Raw genomic sequence first — 19,127 nt, forward strand, 5'->3', positions numbered from 1 at the left:
ACACAGCTTCTGGCTCGCCCGCCCCGCCCCTCCCCATTGTTTACGTTCGCCAGCGCCGAATCCGGCTGCACGGCGCAACACCGTCGCACCTGACACATCCCCAAAAACAACAACTCCCGTGGAGACCACAATGAATCGATCACTGCGCCGTTTTGCCCTCGCCGCCAGCTGCATGCTGTTTGCCGGCCAACTGATGGCCGAGCCCAAACGCCCGGAATGCATCGCCCCGGCCTCGCCAGGCGGCGGTTTCGACCTGACCTGCAAACTGGTGCAAAGCGCGCTGGTGAACCAGAAACTGCTGAGCAAACCCATGCGGGTGACCTACATGCCCGGCGGTGTCGGCGCAGTGGCGTACAACGCCGTGGTGGCGCAGCGTCCGGCCGACGCCGGCACGCTGGTCGCCTGGTCCAGCGGTTCGCTGCTGAACCTGGCCCAGGGCAAATTCGGTCGCTTCGATGAAAACGCCGTGCGTTGGCTGGCGGCGGTCGGCACCAGCTATGGCGCCATCGCGGTAAAAAACGATTCGCCCTACAAAAACCTCGACGACCTGGTCAAGGCGCTGAAGAAAGATCCGAGCTCCGTGGTCATCGGTTCCGGCGGCACCGTCGGCAGCCAGGACTGGATGCAGACCGCCCTGATCGCCAAGGCCGCCGGAATCAACCCACGGGACTTGCGTTATGTCGCCCTCGAAGGCGGCGGTGAAATCGCCACCGCGCTGCTCGGCGGCCACATCCAGGTCGGCAGCACCGACATCTCCGACTCCATGCCGCATATCCTGAGCGGTGACATGCGTCTGCTGGCGGTGTTCTCCGAGAAGCGTCTGGACGAGCCGGAAATGAAGGACATTCCGACCGCCAAGGAGCAAGGCTACGACATCGTCTGGCCAGTGGTCCGCGGGTTCTACCTCGGGCCAAAGGTCAGCGACGAAGACTACGCCTGGTGGAAAGACTCCTTCGACAAACTGCTGGCTTCCGACGAGTTCGCCAAGCTGCGCGATCAACGCGAGCTCTTCCCGTTCGCCATGACCGGCCCGGAGCTGGACGCCTACGTGAAGAAGCAGGTAGCGGACTACAAAGTACTGGCCAAAGAGTTCGGCCTGATCCAGTGATCGCCTCTGTCTAGCGGCTGCAGCTCCGTCTCCCCGGGGCCGCGGCACAGGAGTTTTTCATGCTCTTACAACGCATTTTCGCTTCGGTGCTGTTGCTGGCCTGCATCGGCCTGGCACTGATGGCGTGGCCGTATCAAGCGGCTTTTTCCTACGAACCGGTCGGACCACGGGCCTTTCCGCTGTTGATGCTCGGCCTGATGGGCCTTGGTCTGCTGTACATGGTGATTCGCCCGACGCCGATCGTGCACAGCGACGATGACCCCAGGCTCGATCGCGAAACCCTGAACAAGATCGGCCTCTGCGTCGTGCTGCTGCTGATCTTCGCCGGGCTGTTCGAGCCGCTGGGCTTCATCCTCAGCAGCATCCTGATCGGCATTCCGATGGCGCGCCTGTATGGCGGTCGCTGGGGGCCGAGCATCATCGTGACTACGCTGGTGAGCATTGGTCTCTACCTGCTGTTCGACAAGTTGATGGACGTGCCGCTGCCCCTGGGCCTGCTCGACGTACTGGAGAACTGATATGGATACTTTCGGCTATTTGGGCCAGGGTTTCGGCGTCGCGCTGAGCCCGTACAACCTGGTGACCGCGCTCTGCGGCACCCTGATCGGCACCGTGGTTGGCCTGTTGCCGGGCCTGGGCCCGATCAATGGCGTGGCGTTGTTGATCCCGATCGCCTTCGCCCTCGGCCTGCCGCCGGAGTCGGCGCTGATCCTGTTGGCAGCGGTGTACCTGGGCTGCGAATACGGCGGCCGGATCAGCTCGATCCTGCTGAACATCCCGGGCGAAGCCTCCACCGTGATGACCACCCTCGACGGTTACCCGATGGCCCGCAAAGGCCTGGCGGGTGTGGCGTTGTCGCTGTCCGCCTGGAGTTCGTTCATCGGTGCCTTCATCGCCACCTGCGGCATGGTGCTGTTCGCCCCGCTGCTGGCGAAATGGGCGATTGCCTTCGGGCCGGCGGAATACTTCGTGCTGATGGTGTTCGCGATCGTCTGCCTGGGTGGCATGGCCGGTGATCGACCGTTGAAAACCTTTATCGCAGCGCTGATCGGACTGTTTCTGTCGACCGTCGGCATCGACGCCAACAGCGGCGTGTACCGTTTCACCGGGGACAACATCCATCTGACTGACGGCATTCAGTTCGTGGTGCTGGTACTGGGCCTGTTCTCCATCAGCGAAATCCTGCTGCTGCTGGAAAAAACCCATCGCGGCCAGGAAGCGGTGAAAGCCACCGGGCGGATGATGTTCAACTTCAAGGAAGCGTCTTCGGTGTTCGTGGTGAACATCCGATGTGGCCTGTTGGGGTTCATCATGGGCGTGCTGCCGGGGGCTGGCGCAACATTGGCCAGTGCCGTGGCCTACATGACCGAAAAACGCATCGCTGGCACCAAGGGCACCTTCGGCCAAGGCGACATGCGCGGTCTCGCGGCACCGGAAACCGCCATCGGCGCTTCGGCGTGCGGCGCCCTGGTGCCGATGCTGACCCTCGGCGTTCCGGGTTCGGGCACCACGGCGGTGATGATCGGCGCGCTGTCGCTGTACAACATCACCCCCGGCCCGCTGTTGTTCCAACAGCAACCGGACATTGTCTGGGGCCTGATCGCTTCGTTGTTCATCGCCAACATCATGCTGGTGATCCTCAACATCCCGATGATCCGCATCTTCACCCGTATCCTCGCCGTGCCGAACTGGGCGCTGGTGCCGGTGATCGCGATCATCACCGGGATTGGCGTCTACGCGGTGCACGCGACCACCTTCGACCTGTTCCTGATGATCGGCATCGGCATCTTCGGCTACATCCTGCGCAAGCTGGACTTCCCGTTGTCGCCTGTGCTGCTGGGCTTCATCCTCGGCGGTCTGATGGAGCAGAACCTGCGGCGCGCCCTGTCGATTTCCAACGGGGCACTGGAAATCCTCTGGTCGAGCCCGATCACCTTCGGGGTCTGGGTACTGACCGCGTTGATGCTGCTGATGCCACTGCTGCGGATCTGGCGCAAACGTTCGGTCGCCCGGCGCGCCCTCGCCGATGTCTGATCGAACACCGTTCAAAGCCTGGTGGGGAACCCCGCTGGCCGGTCTGCTGGGCGGTTACCTCGCCAGCCAGATCGGCTGGCCGCTGCCGTGGATGGTCGGCTCGTTGCTGGCGATCATCCTGGTGCGTTGCCTGACCCCTTGGCAATTGGCGGAAATCCCTGGCGGGCGCAAGGTCGGCCAGTGGATCATCGGCATCGGTATCGGCCTGCACTTCACCCCGGTGGTGATGGAGCAGGTGCTGAGTCACTTCGGCTTGATCTTCTTCGGCGCGTTGATCACCAGCCTGTCGGCCGTGGTCGGGGTGTGGTTGATGCGGCGTACCGGCGAAGATCGCGCCACGGCGTTCTTTTCCAGCATGCCCGGCGGGTCCGGGGAGATGGTCAACCTCGGCGCGCGTAATGGCGCGGTGCTCAGCCGGGTGGCGGCGGGGCAAAGCTTGCGGGTGTTGGTGGTGGTGCTGTGCGTGCCGGCTGCGTTCAAGTATTTGCTGGGCGACGGTGCACCGGTGTTCCATCCGAGCGCCGTCGACTGGCGGTGGCTGGCCCTGCTATTCCCGGCGGGCGCAGTGGCTGCGTGGCTGTGGGAGCGTCTTCGTCAACCCAATCCGTGGCTGTTCGGGCCGTTGCTGGTGAGTGCGGCGGTGAGCATTGGCTGGGATCTGCACATCGGCTTGCCCAATGGCGGCAGCCAGATCGGCCAATGGCTGATCGGCAGCGGGTTGGGTTGTCACTTCAATCGGCAGTTTTTCCGTCGCGCACCGTCGTTCATGGGCCGGACCCTGATCGGGACGGTGCTGACCATGTTGATCGCTACGCTGGCAGCGCTGGGACTGAGTGCGTTGACTCATCTGGATCTGCGCTCGCTGACCCTGGGCATGATGCCCGGCGGGATTGCGGAGATGAGCCTGACAGCGGAGACCCTGCAGTTGTCGGTGCCGCTGGTGACGGCAATGCAGGTGATGCGGTTGTTGTTTGTGTTGTTTCTGGCGGAGCCGTTGTTCAAGTATTGGGACCGTCAGCCGGATTCTGTCTGATGGACCGAGGAGTTCCCTTCGCGGGCAAGCCTCGCTCCTACAGATTCCATGTGAACCCTGTAGGAGCGAGCGATGCGGCGACCCGACTTGCCCGCGAAGCTTTTTAGGCTGGCGGCAACCGCCACTCGATCGGCGTCTCGCCATTCTGCTCAAGAAACTTGTTGGTCCGGCTGAAGTGCCCGCAGCCAAGAAAACCACGGTATGCGGACAACGGCGATGGATGCACCGACGTCAGCACCAGGTGCTTGGTGGCATCGATCAGTTTCTGTTTGCTCTGGGCATGGGCGCCCCACAGCATGAACACCAGATGCGGTTGCTGTTCACTGACCACTTGAATGATTCGATCCGTGAAAAACTGCCAGCCCTTGTCCTTGTGCGCATTGGCGTTGGCGCGCTCCACGGTCATGGTGGTGTTGAGCATCAGCACGCCCTGCTCGGCCCAGCTTTGCAGGTAACCGTGGCTCGGGATGTCGATGTTCAGGTCGCGTTTCAACTCTTTATAGATGTTCACCAGCGATGGCGGCGCCGGCACGCCCGGTTGCACCGAGAAGCACAGGCCGTGGGCCTGGCCCGGGCCGTGGTACGGGTCCTGGCCGAGGATGACCACCTTGACCTTGTCCAGCGGCGTCGAGTTGAGCGCGTTGAAAATCATCGGGCCCGGCGGATAGATCTCCTTGCCCGCCGCGCGCTCTTGTTGCAGGAAGTTGCGCAACTCTGCCATGTAAGGCTGGTCGAATTCCGCACGCAGTGCCTCCTTCCAGCTCGGTTCGAGTTTGATACGGTCGTCAGCAGTCATGGTTGCATCCGGCAAAAACAATGGGGCGAACCCTAGGAAAGCTCACCCTGCTTGTCAATTGATCTGACGCAGATCCGGCATTTTCCTGTACAGCGATCATACTGAACGCTCAAATTCCCGATCGAGGTCCACGATGAATCTGCACTTCGAAGAACTCACCGGCACCGACGGCGCACGCATCGGCGTTGCCAGCCTGGATGCCGAAAAATCCCTCAACGCCTTGTCCCTGCCGATGATAAACGCCCTGCGCGATCAACTGGAGGCCTGGGCCAAGGAGGAACCGCAAATAGTCTGTGTCGTGTTGCGTGGCAACGGCACCAAGGCCTTTTGCGCCGGTGGCGAAGTCCGCAGCCTGGTGGAAGCCTGTCGCGCTCACCCGGGTGAAGTGCCACCCTTGGCCGCGCACTTCTTTGCAGCGGAATATCGCCTGGACTACATGCTGCACACCTACCCCAAACCGCTGATCTGCTGGGGGCATGGTTACGTGCTGGGCGGCGGCATGGGGTTGCTGCAAGGGGCGAGCATCCGGATAGTCACGCCGAGCAGCCGCCTGGCGATGCCGGAGATCAGCATCGGCCTGTACCCGGATGTCGGCGCCAGCTGGTTCCTGTCGCGGCTGCCCGGCAAGCTCGGTTTATTTCTCGGCCTGACCGGCGCCCACATGAACGGTCGCGATGCGATCGATCTGGACCTGGCCGACCGTTTCCTGCTCGATGAACAGCAAGAAGAGCTGTTCGAAGGCTTGCTGCAGTTGAATTGGCAGGAGCAGACGGCCATGCAACTCAACAGTCTGCTCAAGGCCTTGCAGCAGGAGGCGGTCGCGCAGATGCCCGAAGCCCAATGGTTGCCGCGTCGCCAGCAGATCGACGAACTGCTGGATGTCAGTGACGTGGCCTGCGCCTGGAAAGCCATCAGCTTGCAGCGCGATCACACGGACCTGCTGCTCAGTCGTGCGGCTAAAACCATGAGTGAAGGCTCGCCCGTGACCGCTCATCTGGTGTGGGAGCAGATCGCCCGCGCCCGGCACATGTCCCTGGCTCAAGTCTTTCAGATGGAATACACCATGAGCCTCAACTGCTGTCGTCATCCGGAGTTCAGCGAAGGTGTGCGCGCACGGCTGATCGACAAGGATCAAAAACCGCACTGGCACTGGCCGGACATCAACAACGTGCCCGATGCGGTGGTAGATGCCCATTTCCACAAGGCCTGGGAAGGCCGGCATCCCTTGGCAGACCTGTAGGAATGCTGATCAAAATAATGTGGGAGCGAGCTTGCTCCCACAGTGATTGCGTTCAATTCATATTAACGGTGGCCACCTCGGCCATCGTGATCGCCGCGACCGTTGTGGTCGCCTCGTCCACCACGGTTGTCGCGCCCGCCAGGGCTGCGATTGTCGTTGTCCCGACCGCCACGGTTACGGCCGTCCCAACCACTACGGCTATGCCCATCCCAGCTGCGACTCTGATGGGCCCGGTAGTCGGCTCGCGGCGCCGACTGGTAATAACGCGGTGCTGGCTGATAAACCCGCGGCTGGTGGTAATACCGCGGCGTTGGCTGGTAATACCGTGCAGGTGGCGAATAATACCGGCGCGGCGCCGTGTAATAACCGCCGTTGGAATAGTAAGGCCCGCCACCGGAATAATACGGCGCAGGAGAGGTGTAGACCTCGGAACGGTAGTAGCTGGCTCCTCCATCGGAATAGGGCACGCACGCACCAAGAGACAATCCCATCAGAGCAATCAGAAGAATGCGGTGGAGCTGTTTTCGACAGAGCATGGCGGCCTCCTGGACCGCGAGTGAGCCACACCAGCGACGCTGGCAGGCGACAGTCAATTATTCGGTGGCTGTCGAAAGATCAGACATCGAATTCGAAATCTGGTGCGCTTGTGAAACACATTGAAACAAGTCGCCGATGAAAGGTTTTTCATCATTCACCTGCCGATCAACGGTGCCAGTGGTGATATCCGCCATGGTAATACCGCGGGCCATGACCGCCGAAGTACCAATAGCGATAGCCCCCGTAGACGCGCGGGTCGTAATAACCGGGTGCGTAGTAAGGCGAGTGGTAACCGGGGTAGTAATAGGGCGCCGGATACACATCGGCCCCACCTGTGTAGTAGTAACAGCCAGACAGGCCAAACCCCAGCAACGCACTCATCAGTAGTGGATGGAGCTTTTTCTGAAGGAGCATGACGGCCTCCGGGAAGACCCGCGACAACACTCATCTGTTTTGACTTGAAAACCTGAACCGAGTGCGCCCTGCAAAGAACCTTCAGATCAGCGGCCAGCACGTTCCATTGCAGTGCACTCACGCACCATCACAAGGCAATCCCCCTCCCTTTTCCACAGCGACTGTTGCTATTTCCTGCGGCCTAGAGCGCTCCAGCCAACTTGGCACGGCTCTCGCTTTAGCAAAGACGTGCAGGAGTCATCACAGGTTCGCGGCACCACAATTTGCAATGGCTGACTAGGGTTCCGGCTCGCTAAGGCGAGTGGCTGGTCCGAGAGTTGGCGACCTCCAGTTGAGGTTACACGGCGGGACAAAAGCCCGGGAGACAAGCCACCGTTCGCGGTGCCGCGTTGACTCCTGCCCGCCCCTGATCAACTGGAGAACTATCCCATGTCCCGACTTCGATTACCCGCCCTGCTCGCCGCTGCCTTCGCAGCCTGTGTGAGCCTCTCGTCCCAGGCTGCCCAGAAAGACCACTTCAGCGTCTGCTGGACTATCTACGCCGGCTGGATGCCCTGGGAATACGCAGGCAGCCAGGGCATCGTCGACAAATGGGCGAAAAAGTACGGCATCCAGATCGATGTGGTGCAGCTCAACGATTATGTCGAATCGATCAATCAATACACCGCTGGCCAGTTCGACGGCTGCACCATGACCAACATGGACGCACTGACCATTCCGGCGGCCGGTGGCGTCGATAGCACCGCGTTGATCGTCAGCGACTTCTCCAATGGCAACGATGGCATCGTGCTCAAGGGCGATGGCAAGAAAGTCGGCGACCTCAAGGGCATGGACGTCAATCTGGTGGAGTTGTCGGTGTCCCACTACCTGCTGGCCCGGGCCCTGGATTCGGTGGACCTCACCGAGAAAGACCTGAAAGTGGTCAACACCTCTGACGCCGACATCTCGGCCGCCTTCAACACCGATCAGGTCAACGCCGTCACCACCTGGAACCCGATGCTCTCCGACATCAAGGCCAAGCCCGGCGTGACTGAAGTCTTCAACTCCAGCCAGATCCCCGGCGAAATCATGGACATGATGGTGGTCAACAGCGCCACCCTCAAAGACAACCCGGCCCTGGGCAAAGCGCTGACCGGCGCCTGGTTCGAAGTGGTCGAGTTGATGAACGCGAAAAACGCCGCCAGCAAAGCCGCCCTGGAGCACATGGCCAAAGCCTCGGGCACGGATCTGGCGGGTTTCCAGGCGCAACTCGACACCACCAGATTGTTCGCCACGCCCAAAGAAGCCCTCGCGTTTTCCACCAGCAAGCAACTGCCGGAAACCATGCGCAAGGTCGCCGAGTTTTCCTTCCAGCATGGCTTGCTGGGTGAAGGCGCCAAGGACACCAGCGCCGTCGGCATGGCCTTCGCCAACGGCGTGACCAGCGGCGACAAGGGCAACCTCAAGCTGCGCTTCGACCCGACCTTCGTGCAGATGGCTGCCGACGCCAAGCTGTAAACAGGAGGACTGGCCATGCGCCTGATCAATCGCCACCCGGATCGCCCGAGTCGCCTGCTGTTGGTGATCCTGCCATTCGCCCTGGTGCTGTTCGCCTACTTCATGGGCTCGGCCGAGCGGCTGACGGACAACCCCAACGACAAGCTGCTGCCAAGCGCGGTGCAGATGACCGACGCGGTGAAACGCCTGGCGTTCACCGCCGACACCCGCACCGGTGACTACCTGCTCTGGCAAGACACCGCCTCCAGCCTGCGCCGGCTGGCCATCGGCCTGGGCATCAGCGCGTTGGCCGGGCTGTGCCTGGGTATCGCCGCCGGGACCCTGCCGCTGTTCGGCGCGCCGTTGTCGCCGTTGCTGACGGTGCTGTCGATGGTGCCGCCGCTGGCGATCCTGCCGATTCTGTTCATCGTGTTCGGACTGGGGGAGTTGTCGAAAGTGATGCTGATCGTGATCGGCATCACCCCGTGCCTGGCGCGGGATCTGGAACAGCGTGCCCGGGAGATACCGGTCGAGTTGCTGATCAAGGCCCAGACCCTCGGGGCTTCGACCTGGACCTTGATGCTGCGGGTAGTGCTGCCGCAATTGCTGCCACGCCTGTTGATCTCGCTGCGACTCATGCTCGGCTCGGCCTGGTTGTTCCTGATTGCCGCCGAAGCCATCGCCTCCACCGACGGCCTTGGGTACCGGATTTTCCTGGTGCGCCGCTACCTGGCGATGGACGTGATCTTGCCCTACGTGGTGTGGATCACCCTGCTCGCCTGGCTGATGGATTGGGGCCTCAAGCGCCTGACCCGACGGGCCTTCCCCTGGCATGAAGGTGCCCCTAAATGAGTTATGAAGGAGCCCGCGCATGAGCTTCATCACCGTGAAAAATGTCTGGCAGCAATACGCTGATCAGGTGGTGCTCGAAGGGCTGAACCTGAACGTCAACGAGGGCGAGTTCTGCACGCTGGTCGGCGCGTCAGGTTGCGGTAAATCGACCTTCCTGCGCCTGCTGCTCGGCCAGGAACGCGCCAGTCGCGGCGAGATTCTGTTGGACGGCCAGGCCCTGGCCGGCGAGCCGGATGCCAGCCGTGGCGTGGTCTTCCAGCGCTACTCGGTGTTCCCGCACCTGAGCGTGCTGGACAACGTCGCCCTCGGTCTCGAACTGCCGCGTTCGCCATGGCTCGGGCGGTTATTCAGCAACGCTAAAAAAGACGCACGAGAACAAGCCTCGGTGCTGCTGCACAAGGTCGGCCTCGGGCATGCGCTGGACAAGTACCCGGCGCAGCTGTCCGGCGGCATGCAGCAACGGTTGGCCATCGCCCAGGCGCTGATCATGAAACCCCGGGTGCTGCTGCTAGACGAACCCTTCGGCGCGCTCGATCCAGGCATCCGCAAGGACATGCACGGGCTGTTGCTGGAGCTGTGGCGCGAGACGCAACTGACGGTGTTCATGGTCACCCACGACCTGTCCGAAGGCTTCAGCCTTGGCACGCGTCTGCTGGTATTCGACAAGGTCCGCCTCGACCCGCACGCCCCCGGCGCCTATGGCGCGCGCATCACCTACGACATCCCGTTGAACAGCGACCGCCGCGTCAATCGCGCGGCCGTCGACGCCCTGCCGCCTCAACTGGCGGGCACGCTTCGTATCGCTTAGAGGAATTTTGCAATGACGGATTCGACCCAACTGTTCCTACCCTTCGCCGAAGAAATGCTCCCCGGCGGCGGTCATCGTTCTTTCGTATTGAAGCGCGGCCAATTGCTGCGCCTGACCGACCTGCGCGGCGGTGCCAACGTCAGCCTGACGCTGCTCAACGCCAACGAAAAAACCGAGCGCCTGAACCTGCCCGACAGCCTCAAATGCCAGCACACCGCCAAGCTCACCACCGGCCATTGCCTGTACTCGGACATGGGCCGGGTGCTGGCGGCCATTACCGCCGACACCTGCGGCTGGAGCGACAGCCTCGGTGGTGTGCTGTGCGCTGAAGAGGTCGCGCAAAAATACGGTCAGGGCCGCTATCAGGAACTGCGCAACGGCTTCTTCCGCAACGGCACCGACAACCTGTTGGTGGAGCTGGGCAAATGGGGGCTGGGCCTGTCCGATCTGCTGATGACGCTCAACCTGTTCAGCCGGGTGAACGTCGATGAGGCCGGACGTTTCCACTTCGTCGAAGGCAACTCCCGGGCCGGCGATTACATCGAGTTGTATGCGCCGATGGACACGCTGGTGGTGCTCACCGCCCTGCAACACCCGATGGACCCGTCACCGCAATACGCCCCCCAACCCCTGAAGCTCAGCTGGATGAACGCCGATGCCAGCGTCGCCGAACACTGCCGCACCTCGCGCCCGGAAAACGAGCGCGGCTTCATCAACACCGACCGCCTGTTCGCCTGAGGATCGCTGCCATGTCACTTGCCATCGCCACTGTTCAACAGCTGCCTGAAACCGCGGTCTACCGCGCCACCATCCCTGCCGGCGAACCCTGGCTGATGGAGGTGAAGGCCGGCCAGACCTTGCGCATCCTCGACCTGGAAGGCAACCAGGCGGTCGACACCCTGTTCTACAGCGTCGCCAACCCCAAGGAACGCTACGACGTGCAACGCACCTTGCGCCGGCAGAACAGCGTCTACCTGAGCACCGGCAGCGTGCTCTATTCCAACCTCGGCCAACCGATGCTGACCATCGTCGCCGACACCTGTGGCCGGCATGACACCCTCGGCGGTGCCTGTGCCCAGGAGAGCAATACCGTGCGTTATGCACTGGAGAAACGCTATATGCACAGCTGCCGCGACAACTACCTGCGCGCCTGCGTCCACGACGGGCGACTGGGTAAAGGCGACATCGGACCGAACATCAACTTCTTCATGAACGTACCGGTCACCGCTGACGGCGGCCTGACCTTCGAAGACGGGATTTCGGCGCCGGGCAAGTACGTCGACCTGCGGGCGGAGATGGACGTGATCGTGCTGATTTCCAACTGCCCGCAATTGAACAACCCGTGCAATGCCTACAACCCTACGCCGGCGGAGGTGTTGGTATGGAACTGAAATTGGCGCGGTTGCGTAAATGGTTGTTTGCCCTGTGCCAGGCCCGCTCCGGGCAATGCCTCAAGCAGTAAGAACACCACTGAACCCTGTGGGAGCGGGCTTGCCCCGGGCGGCGTTCCGACGATAGCGGTGTGTCAGTTGACATCAATGTCGAATGTGCTGGCCTCATCGCGGGCAAGCCCGCTCCCACAGTGGGCGATGGTGTTCTGAAGAAAATTGATTTTGCCGCCGGGGACGACCCCGGCGCCCATCGAAAAACTGCGGGACGGCCCGCATCCCAGGTCGAGGCTGATGCGCTATCGCCTCCGGGGGTTTTGCCATGTTCGAAAAAGTCCTGATTGCCAACCGTGGCGCCATTGCCTGCCGCATCTTGCGCACCCTGCATGAATTGCAGGTCACAGGCGTCGCCGTCTACTCCGAAGCCGATGCCGCCAGCCTGCACATCCTGCAGGCCGACGAGGCCCACAGCCTGGGTGACGGCGCCGCGGCCGGCACCTATCTGATGGTCGACAAGATCCTCGCCATCGCCAAATCCACAGGGGCCACGGCGATTCATCCGGGCTACGGTTTTCTCTCGGAAAACGCCGCGTTCGCCGAAGCCTGCGAAGCGGCCGGTATCGCCTTCATCGGCCCGACGCCACAACAACTGCGCGTGTTTGGCCTGAAGCACACCGCCCGTGCCCTGGCCAGGCAACACGGCGTGCCGATGCTCGAAGGCACCGAACTGCTCGACAGCCTCGACGCCGCCTTGATCGCAGGGGAACAGGTCGGCTACCCGGTGATGCTCAAAAGCACCGCGGGCGGTGGCGGCATCGGCATGCGCGTGTGCCGCAGCGCAGCCGAACTGAACGAATCCTTTGAAGCGGTCAAACGCCTCGGGCAGAACAATTTCAGCGACGCCGGTGTATTCATCGAGAAGTACATCCAGCGCGCCCGGCATCTGGAAGTCCAGGTGTTCGGCGACGGCCACGGTGAAGTGATTGCCCTCGGCGTGCGCGACTGCTCGGTGCAGCGCCGCAACCAGAAAGTCCTCGAAGAAACCCCGGCGCCGAACCTGCCCGACGGCATGGCCGAAGCGCTGTGCGCGGCGGCGATCAAACTGGCAAAAGCGGTGAATTACCGCAGCGCCGGAACTGTGGAATTCGTCTTCGACAGTGAAGATCAGCGCTTCTACTTTCTGGAAGTGAACACCCGCTTGCAGGTGGAGCACGGCGTCACCGAGCAAGTGTGGGGCGTGGACCTGGTGCGCTGGATGGTGCAACTGGCAGCCGGTGATCTACCACCGTTGAGCGAGTTGAGCCGAGGGTTGAAAGCTGACGGTCATGCGATTCAGGCACGGCTCTATGCCGAAGATCCGGGCCGGGATTTTCAACCGAGCCCCGGCCTGCTCACGGCCGTGGATTTTCCTGTCGCCGATGGCAAACAGTTAAGGATCGACACCTGGGTCGAAGCCGGTTGCGAGATTCCACCGTACTTCGATCCGATGATCGCCAAGGTCATCAGTTGGGCGCCGACCCGCGAACAGGCCCGCGCCGATCTGCATCAGGCGTTGGGCGACAGCCTGCTCTACGGGGTGGAAACCAATCGCGATTACCTGCGCCAGATTCTGCTCGATACGCCCTTCGCCAGCGGTCAGCCATGGACCCGCTGCCTGGAAGGTCTGGTCTATCAGGCCAACACTGTCGAAGTGCTCAGCGCCGGCACCCAGACCAGCGTTCAGGACTATCCCGGCCGCCTCGGCTACTGGGCGGTGGGCGTGCCGCCGTCGGGGCCGATGGACAGCCGCGCGTTGCGACTGGGTAACCTGTTGCTGGGCAACGACGAAGGTGCGGCAGCGCTGGAAATCACCATGAGCGGACCCTTGCTGCGCTTCAATTGCGATGCGGTGATAGCGGTGACCGGGGCGGTGATTCCACTGACCTTGAACGGTGAATCCGTAGCGATGAATACGGCGCTGCTGATTCCGGCAGGCGCCACGTTAAGCCTTGGCACGATTGCCGGTGCTGGCGCTCGCAGCTACCTGTGCCTGCGCGGTGGCCTGCAAGTGCCGGATTATCTGGGTAGCAAAAGCACGTTCACCCTTGGCCAGTTTGGTGGGCATGGTGGCCGAGCGTTGCGAGCCGGGGATGTGCTGCATGTTCCGGCCTTGAGTGACGTTGGCGCCGGGCAACACCTGGCTGAAGAACAGATCACCGGGTTGCCCGCAGTGCGACAGATCCGGGTGATCTACGGCCCCCACGGCGCGCCGGAATACTTCACCGAAAACTACATCGCCACTTTCTTCGCCACCCAGTGGGAAGTGCATTTCAACTCCAGCCGCACCGGTGTTCGACTGATCGGGCCGAAGCCGGAATGGGTTCGCGCCGACGGTGGTGAGGCGGGATTGCATCCGTCGAATATTCATGACAATCCCTACGCAATCGGCGCGGTGGATTTTACCGGTGACATGCCGGTAATCCTCGGCCCCGACGGCCCGAGCCTGGGCGGATTTGTCTGCCCGGTAACAGTGATCGAGGCGGATCTTTGGCAGCTGGGGCAGCTCAAGGCTGGCGACAAGGTGCAGTTCTTCCCAGTCGATCTAAAGGCCGCCCGCAATCTTGCCCTGAAATGGGGGACCTGTAGGAGCTGGCTTGCCAGCGAAGGGGCCCTACCAGACACCGCGTCAACTTCTTCGCTGGCAAGCCAGCTCCTACAGGGGATTGTGTCGCCGGTGATGTTGGATATTGGTCAGGACGATACTCGGCTGGTGGCGAGGCTGTCGGGCGATACGCACCTGCTGCTGGAAATCGGCGCCCCCGAGCTGGACCTCGTCCTGCGCTTTCGCGCCCATGCCCTTATGCAAGCCCTGGAAAGCAAGCACCTGCACGGCGTGATCGACCTGACCCCAGGCATCCGCTCGCTGCAAGTGCACTACCAACCCGAACAACTGCCGCTGGCCGATCTGCTCGGCATCGTCGCTGGCGAATGGGACGCCGTATGTGCCGCCACGGACCTGCAAGTGCCCTCGCGCATCGTCCACCTGCCACTGTCCTGGGACGATCCGGCCTGTCAGTTGGCGATCGAGAAATACATGACGACCGTGCGCAAGGATGCGCCCTGGTGCCCGAGCAATCTGGAGTTCATCCGCCGCATCAACGACCTGCCGAACCTCGACGAGGTGCAGCGCACGGTATTCGACGCCAGCTACCTGGTGATGGGCCTGGGCGACGTCTACCTCGGTGCACCGGTCGCCACCCCGCTCGATCCGCGCCATCGGCTGGTCACCACCAAGTACAACCCGGCCCGCACCTGGACCGCGGAAAACTCGGTGGGCATCGGTGGCGCCTACATGTGCGTGTACGGCATGGAAGGCCCCGGCGGTTATCAGTTCGTCGGTCGTACCTTGCAGATGTGGAATCGCTACCGTGAGGTCGCGGCGTTCGATGGCAAACCGTGGTTGCTGCGCTTCTTCGACCAGATCCGGTTCTACCCGGTGAGCGCCGAAGAATTGCTGCGCATTCGCCGGGACTTTCCCTTGGGGCGCTTCGATCTGAACATTGAACACAGCCAACTGAACCTGGCGGATTACCAGGCCTTCCTGACCAAAGAAGCCGAGACCATTGCCGCGTTTCGTGATCAGCAACAAGGCGCGTTCAACGCCGAACGCGAGCGCTGGATCGCCAGCGGCCAGGCACATTTCGACAGCGAGGAGCCGGCTCCGGAAACCACCGCAGACGCGCCGCTGGCCAGTGGTCAACAGAGCGTCGACAGCCACATCGCCGGCAACCTCTGGCAGGTTCAGGTGGAGGCCGGCAGCCGGGTCGCCGCCGGTGATGTGCTGGTGATTCTGGAGTCGATGAAGATGGAAATCCCCCTGCTCGCGCCGATGGCCGGCGTGGTGCGCGAAATTCGCGGACAGCCGGGGTCGGCGGTACGTGCCGGGCAGCGCATCGTGGTGCTGGAACTCGAGTGAACCCATTTTGAAAAGGATTAAACCGATGAACATCAATCTGCAACTCGATGCCCTGCGTAGCGCCTACCGCGACGGCAGCACCACACCTCGGCAACTGTTGCCGAGCCTGCGCGAGAAAGCCGCGGCGCTGAACCCGGACTATCACCTGTTCATCCACTTGCTCAGTGTCGAAGAACTGGAGCCCTACCTCGCCGCCCTCGACGGTTGTGACCCGGACAGCCTGCCGCTGTACGGCGTGCCGTTCGCGATCAAGGACAACATCGACCTGGCGGGCATTGCGACCACAGCAGCGTGCCCGGCGTTTGCCTACGTGCCGCAGCGTTCGGCGACCATCGTCGAGCAGTTGCTCGCCCTGGGCGCTATTCCTCTGGGCAAGACCAACCTCGATCAGTTCGCCACTGGCCTCAACGGCAGTCGTTCACCCTTTGGCGCGTGTCCGAACAGTGTGTTGCCGGAGTACCCCTCGGGCGGTTCCAGTGCCGGTTCTTCGCTGGCGGTGGCGCTCGGTGTGGCAAGTTTTGCGCTGGGCACCGACACGGCAGGTTCCGGGCGAGTGCCGGCGGCCTTGAATAATCTGGTCGGGCTGAAAGCGACCAAAGGGTTGATCTCCACGGCGGGCGTGGTGCCGGCCTGCCGCACGCTCGATTGCGTCACGACCTTTACCGCCACCGCCCGGGAAGCCAGTCAACTGCTGGCGCTCACCGCGCAGCTCGATCCGCGGGATGAATACAGCCGTAGCAATCCGCTGTGGAATGACGGTTCGGCGTTCGGTACACCGCGTCCGTTCCGTTTCGGCGTGCCGCGTACGCAAGACCTGGAGTTCTTCGGTTGCCCTGAAGGTCCGTTGTTGTTCGCCGATGCCATCGATCAGCTCAAGGCGTTGGGCGGTGAGGCGGTGGCGCTGGATTTGTCGCCGTTCCTGGAAGCGGCGCGCCTGCTCTACGACGGGCCCTGGGTGGCCGAGCGCTACAGCGTTGCCGGGGAGTTGATGGAGCAAAATCCCGAAGCCGTGCTGCCGGTGATTCGTGCGGTACTGGCCAAGGCACCAGCGGTGAGCGGCGTGCAAACCTTCCGTGCCCAATATCGCCTGCAAGCCTTGAAGGCACTGTGCGACCAGGCGCTGGACGGACTCGATTGCGTGCTCACGCCAACCATCGGCCGCCCGGTGACACTGAAGGAACTGGCGGCCGAACCGGTGCTGCGCAACTCGGAACTGGGCTATTACACCAATTTCATGAACCTGCTCAATTATGCCGCCGTCGCCGTGCCTGCCGGCTTAATGGGCAACGGCCTGCCATGGGGCGTAACGCTGTTCGGCCGGGCGTTTACCGATCAGTACTTGTTGGGAGTGGCGGATGCACTGCAGCGCCGGCAAGGTTTGGCGACCTCTGCACCAACCACAGTCGCGCGCAATGATCGTGCGCGGTTGGTGGTGTGTGGTGCGCATCTGGATGGGTTGGCGCTGAACTGGCAACTGAAGCGGCGCGGGGCTCGGTTGGTCGAGACGACGTTCAGCTCACCTGACTACCAGTTGTATGCATTAGCTGGCGGCCCACCGCTGCGTCCCGGGATGGTTCGGGTGAAGGAAGGTGGTGTCGCAATCGCCGTGGAAGTCTGGGAACTGCCGAGCAGTGAGTTGGGTTCGTTCCTGACCGGGATTCCGGCACCGCTGGGGTTGGGCAAGGTGCAACTGGCGGACGGGCGTTGGGAGAGCGGGTTTATCTGCGAGGCGTATGGGTTGGAGGGGGCGGTGGATATCAGTCATCTGGGCGGGTGGCGGGCGTACCTGAAAGATCGGCGTTGATCTTACAAATCGCGGGCAAGCCCGCTCCCACAGGGTCCGCGCAGAACCTGTGGGAGCGGGCTTGCCCGCGATGACGTCAGCCCAGGCGCCACCGTCCGTGATCCATACCGATTCACCCCACAAATCCCGCAGTTATTTCCGCAAAGTGCCACTAGAATGCTTGCCATCGGATTACTGCAACGGAATCGCCATGCCGCTTCGCTCGCCGCTGTATTCGCAACGTTCGTTGGTGCTCACGCTGATCGCGCTGCTGGGCGCAGGATTCCTGGCCACCTCCTTCCTGAGCTACTACGCTTCGCGGGCGTCGATCCGCGACAGTATCGTCAATACCGAATTGCCGCTGACGTCGGACACGGTCTACTCGGAAATCCAGAAAGACCTGGTCCGACCGATCCTGATTTCCTCGATGATGTCCCGCGACACCTTCATGCGGGACTGGGTGGTCAATGGCGAAAACGACCCTGGGCAGATGACCCGCTACCTCGACGAGGTCATGACCCACTACGGCGCCTACACCGCGTTTTTCGTCTCCAACGGCACGCTGACCTACTACCACGCCAAAGGCGTGCTCAAGCAGGTCAAAGTCGATGAGCCCCGCGACGCCTGGTACTTCCGCGTACGCGACATGGCCGATCCCTATGAGATCAATCTCGACCCGGACCTGGCCAACAAGGACAACCTGACCTTCTTCATCAACTACAAGGTCTACGACTACAACAACCGTTTCATCGGCGCGGCGGGTGTCGGCCTGACGGTCGATGCGGTGATCAAGCTGATCGACAAATACCAGCAGCGCTATCAGCGCAGCGTGTATTTCGTCGACACCTACGGGCGCCTGGTGCTCACCGGCGCCGAAGGGGGACCGCAAGGCGCACGGGTCGGACAGACCCTCGGCGAACTCGACAGCATGAAGGGCCTGGTCAGCCAACTGCCCAACCCCCACAGCGGCAGCTACGAATATTCTTTCCAGGGCCAGGGCCATTTCCTCAACGTGCGCTTCATTCCGGAGCTGAACTGGTACCTGTTCGTCGACAAGCGCGAAGATGGCGCCCTCAGTGAGATTCGCCAGTCGCTGTACCTCAACCTGCTGATCTGCCTGATCGTCACCCTGAGCGTACTGGCCCTGCTCAACCGGGTGATCAAGCGCTATCAGGGCAAAATCCAGACTCAGGCAACCCTCGACAGCCTGACTGAACTGCCAAACCGTCGCGGCTTCGACCTGCTGGCCGCGCAAGCCATGCACGAAGCCCGGCGCGAGCCCAGGCCAATGACCGCGCTGTTGCTGGATCTGGACCACTTCAAGGCCTTGAACGACACCTACGGCCATCTGGCCGGCGATCAGGTGCTGATCGGCTTCGCACGGGACCTGGAGAGTTGCCTGCGGCACTCCGACATCGTCTGCCGCTGGGGCGGTGAAGAATTCATCGTGTTGCTCAAGGACACCGACGGTCACACCGGCAAGATGATCGCCGAGAAGATCCGCCTGCATGTCGAAGAACAGCGTTATGCCTACAACGATAAGCAACTGCGCCTGACGGTGAGCATCGGCCTGACCACCCTGCAAGTGGATGACACCTTGCACACGCTACTGTCGCGGGCCGATCAAGCGATGTATCGTGCCAAGCATTCCGGTCGTAACCGCACCTGCGTGGAAATGCCTCACTCCAGTTATGCATAGTCCT

At 62.1% G+C, this 19,127-nt stretch carries 16 protein-coding genes and 1 riboswitch; of the genes, 13 read left to right on the forward strand and 3 right to left on the reverse strand.

What is annotated here, in order from left to right; translation table 11 throughout:
- The first annotated feature begins 130 nt into the window (after positions 1–130).
- From ACA062_RS25710 to ACA062_RS25725, 4 genes are read left to right on the forward strand one after another with little or no spacing between them, the layout of a single operon-like run.
- Positions 131–1,108: a Bug family tripartite tricarboxylate transporter substrate binding protein gene (locus tag ACA062_RS25710; protein WP_497453562.1), complete on the forward strand. Its 978-nt coding sequence runs from the start codon at positions 131–133 to the stop codon at positions 1,106–1,108.
- Between the two features lie 59 nt (positions 1,109–1,167).
- On the forward strand, positions 1,168–1,626 hold the full coding sequence (locus tag ACA062_RS25715; RefSeq protein ID WP_497453563.1) for a tripartite tricarboxylate transporter TctB family protein: 459 nt from the start codon (positions 1,168–1,170) through the stop codon (positions 1,624–1,626).
- A gap of 1 nt (position 1,627) precedes the next feature.
- Complete coding sequence (locus ACA062_RS25720; RefSeq protein ID WP_497453564.1) at positions 1,628–3,142, forward strand: tripartite tricarboxylate transporter permease; 1,515 nt, start codon at positions 1,628–1,630, stop codon at positions 3,140–3,142.
- Positions 3,135–4,175, forward strand: a complete 1,041-nt coding sequence (locus ACA062_RS25725; protein WP_497453565.1) for an AbrB family transcriptional regulator — start codon at positions 3,135–3,137, stop codon at positions 4,173–4,175. The genes ACA062_RS25720 and ACA062_RS25725 overlap by 8 nt, the downstream gene beginning before the upstream one ends.
- Before the next feature lie 103 nt (positions 4,176–4,278).
- On the opposite strand, the gene ung is transcribed toward ACA062_RS25725, so the two are convergent.
- The gene (gene ung / locus ACA062_RS25730; protein WP_497453566.1) at positions 4,279–4,971 is read right to left on the reverse strand and encodes a uracil-DNA glycosylase; all 693 of its coding nucleotides are present in this window, start codon (positions 4,969–4,971) and stop codon (positions 4,279–4,281) included.
- Between the two features lie 133 nt (positions 4,972–5,104).
- Here ung and dspII point away from each other — a divergent pair, with 133 nt between their 5' ends.
- Entirely contained in the window at positions 5,105–6,211 is a 1,107-nt protein-coding gene (dspII, locus tag ACA062_RS25735) for an enoyl-CoA hydratase/isomerase DspII (protein WP_497453567.1), read from the forward strand.
- A gap of 62 nt (positions 6,212–6,273) precedes the next feature.
- On the opposite strand, the gene ACA062_RS25740 is transcribed toward dspII, so the two are convergent.
- A complete protein-coding gene (locus ACA062_RS25740) occupies positions 6,274–6,747 on the reverse strand; it encodes a hypothetical protein (RefSeq protein ID WP_497453568.1) in 474 nt (157 codons plus the stop codon).
- A gap of 166 nt (positions 6,748–6,913) precedes the next feature.
- On the reverse strand, positions 6,914–7,162 hold the full coding sequence (locus tag ACA062_RS25745) for a hypothetical protein (RefSeq protein ID WP_497453569.1): 249 nt from the start codon (positions 7,160–7,162) through the stop codon (positions 6,914–6,916).
- A 265-nt stretch (positions 7,163–7,427) separates the two neighbouring features.
- Positions 7,428–7,528: riboswitch (guanidine-I (ykkC/yxkD leader) on the forward strand.
- A 63-nt stretch (positions 7,529–7,591) separates the two neighbouring features.
- Between ACA062_RS25745 and ACA062_RS25750 the strand changes: the two genes are divergently transcribed.
- The 8 genes from ACA062_RS25750 (at position 7,592) to ACA062_RS25785 (ending at position 19,123) form a co-directional block, all read left to right on the forward strand.
- A complete protein-coding gene (locus tag ACA062_RS25750; RefSeq protein WP_497453570.1) occupies positions 7,592–8,659 on the forward strand; it encodes a putative urea ABC transporter substrate-binding protein in 1,068 nt (355 codons plus the stop codon).
- 15 nt (positions 8,660–8,674) lie between these two features.
- A complete protein-coding gene (locus ACA062_RS25755; protein ID WP_497453571.1) occupies positions 8,675–9,490 on the forward strand; it encodes an ABC transporter permease in 816 nt (271 codons plus the stop codon).
- 19 nt (positions 9,491–9,509) lie between these two features.
- Positions 9,510–10,298: an ABC transporter ATP-binding protein gene (locus ACA062_RS25760; protein ID WP_497453572.1), complete on the forward strand. Its 789-nt coding sequence runs from the start codon at positions 9,510–9,512 to the stop codon at positions 10,296–10,298.
- 12 nt (positions 10,299–10,310) lie between these two features.
- Positions 10,311–11,036 carry an urea amidolyase associated protein UAAP1 gene (locus ACA062_RS25765; protein WP_497453573.1) on the forward strand — a complete coding sequence of 242 codons (726 nt, stop codon included), beginning with the start codon at positions 10,311–10,313 and terminating at the stop codon, positions 11,034–11,036.
- Between the two features lie 11 nt (positions 11,037–11,047).
- Positions 11,048–11,689 carry an urea amidolyase associated protein UAAP2 gene (locus ACA062_RS25770; RefSeq protein WP_497453574.1) on the forward strand — a complete coding sequence of 214 codons (642 nt, stop codon included), beginning with the start codon at positions 11,048–11,050 and terminating at the stop codon, positions 11,687–11,689.
- 319 nt (positions 11,690–12,008) lie between these two features.
- A complete protein-coding gene (gene uca / locus ACA062_RS25775; RefSeq protein WP_497453575.1) occupies positions 12,009–15,641 on the forward strand; it encodes an urea carboxylase in 3,633 nt (1,210 codons plus the stop codon).
- 25 nt (positions 15,642–15,666) lie between these two features.
- A complete protein-coding gene (atzF, locus tag ACA062_RS25780) occupies positions 15,667–17,445 on the forward strand; it encodes an allophanate hydrolase (protein ID WP_497453576.1) in 1,779 nt (592 codons plus the stop codon).
- Positions 17,446–17,635: 190 nt separating this feature from the next.
- Complete coding sequence (locus ACA062_RS25785) at positions 17,636–19,123, forward strand: sensor domain-containing diguanylate cyclase (RefSeq protein WP_497453577.1); 1,488 nt, start codon at positions 17,636–17,638, stop codon at positions 19,121–19,123.
- Positions 19,124–19,127 lie beyond the last annotated feature (4 nt).

It is taken from the genome of Pseudomonas sp. LBUM1679, assembly GCF_059695565.1.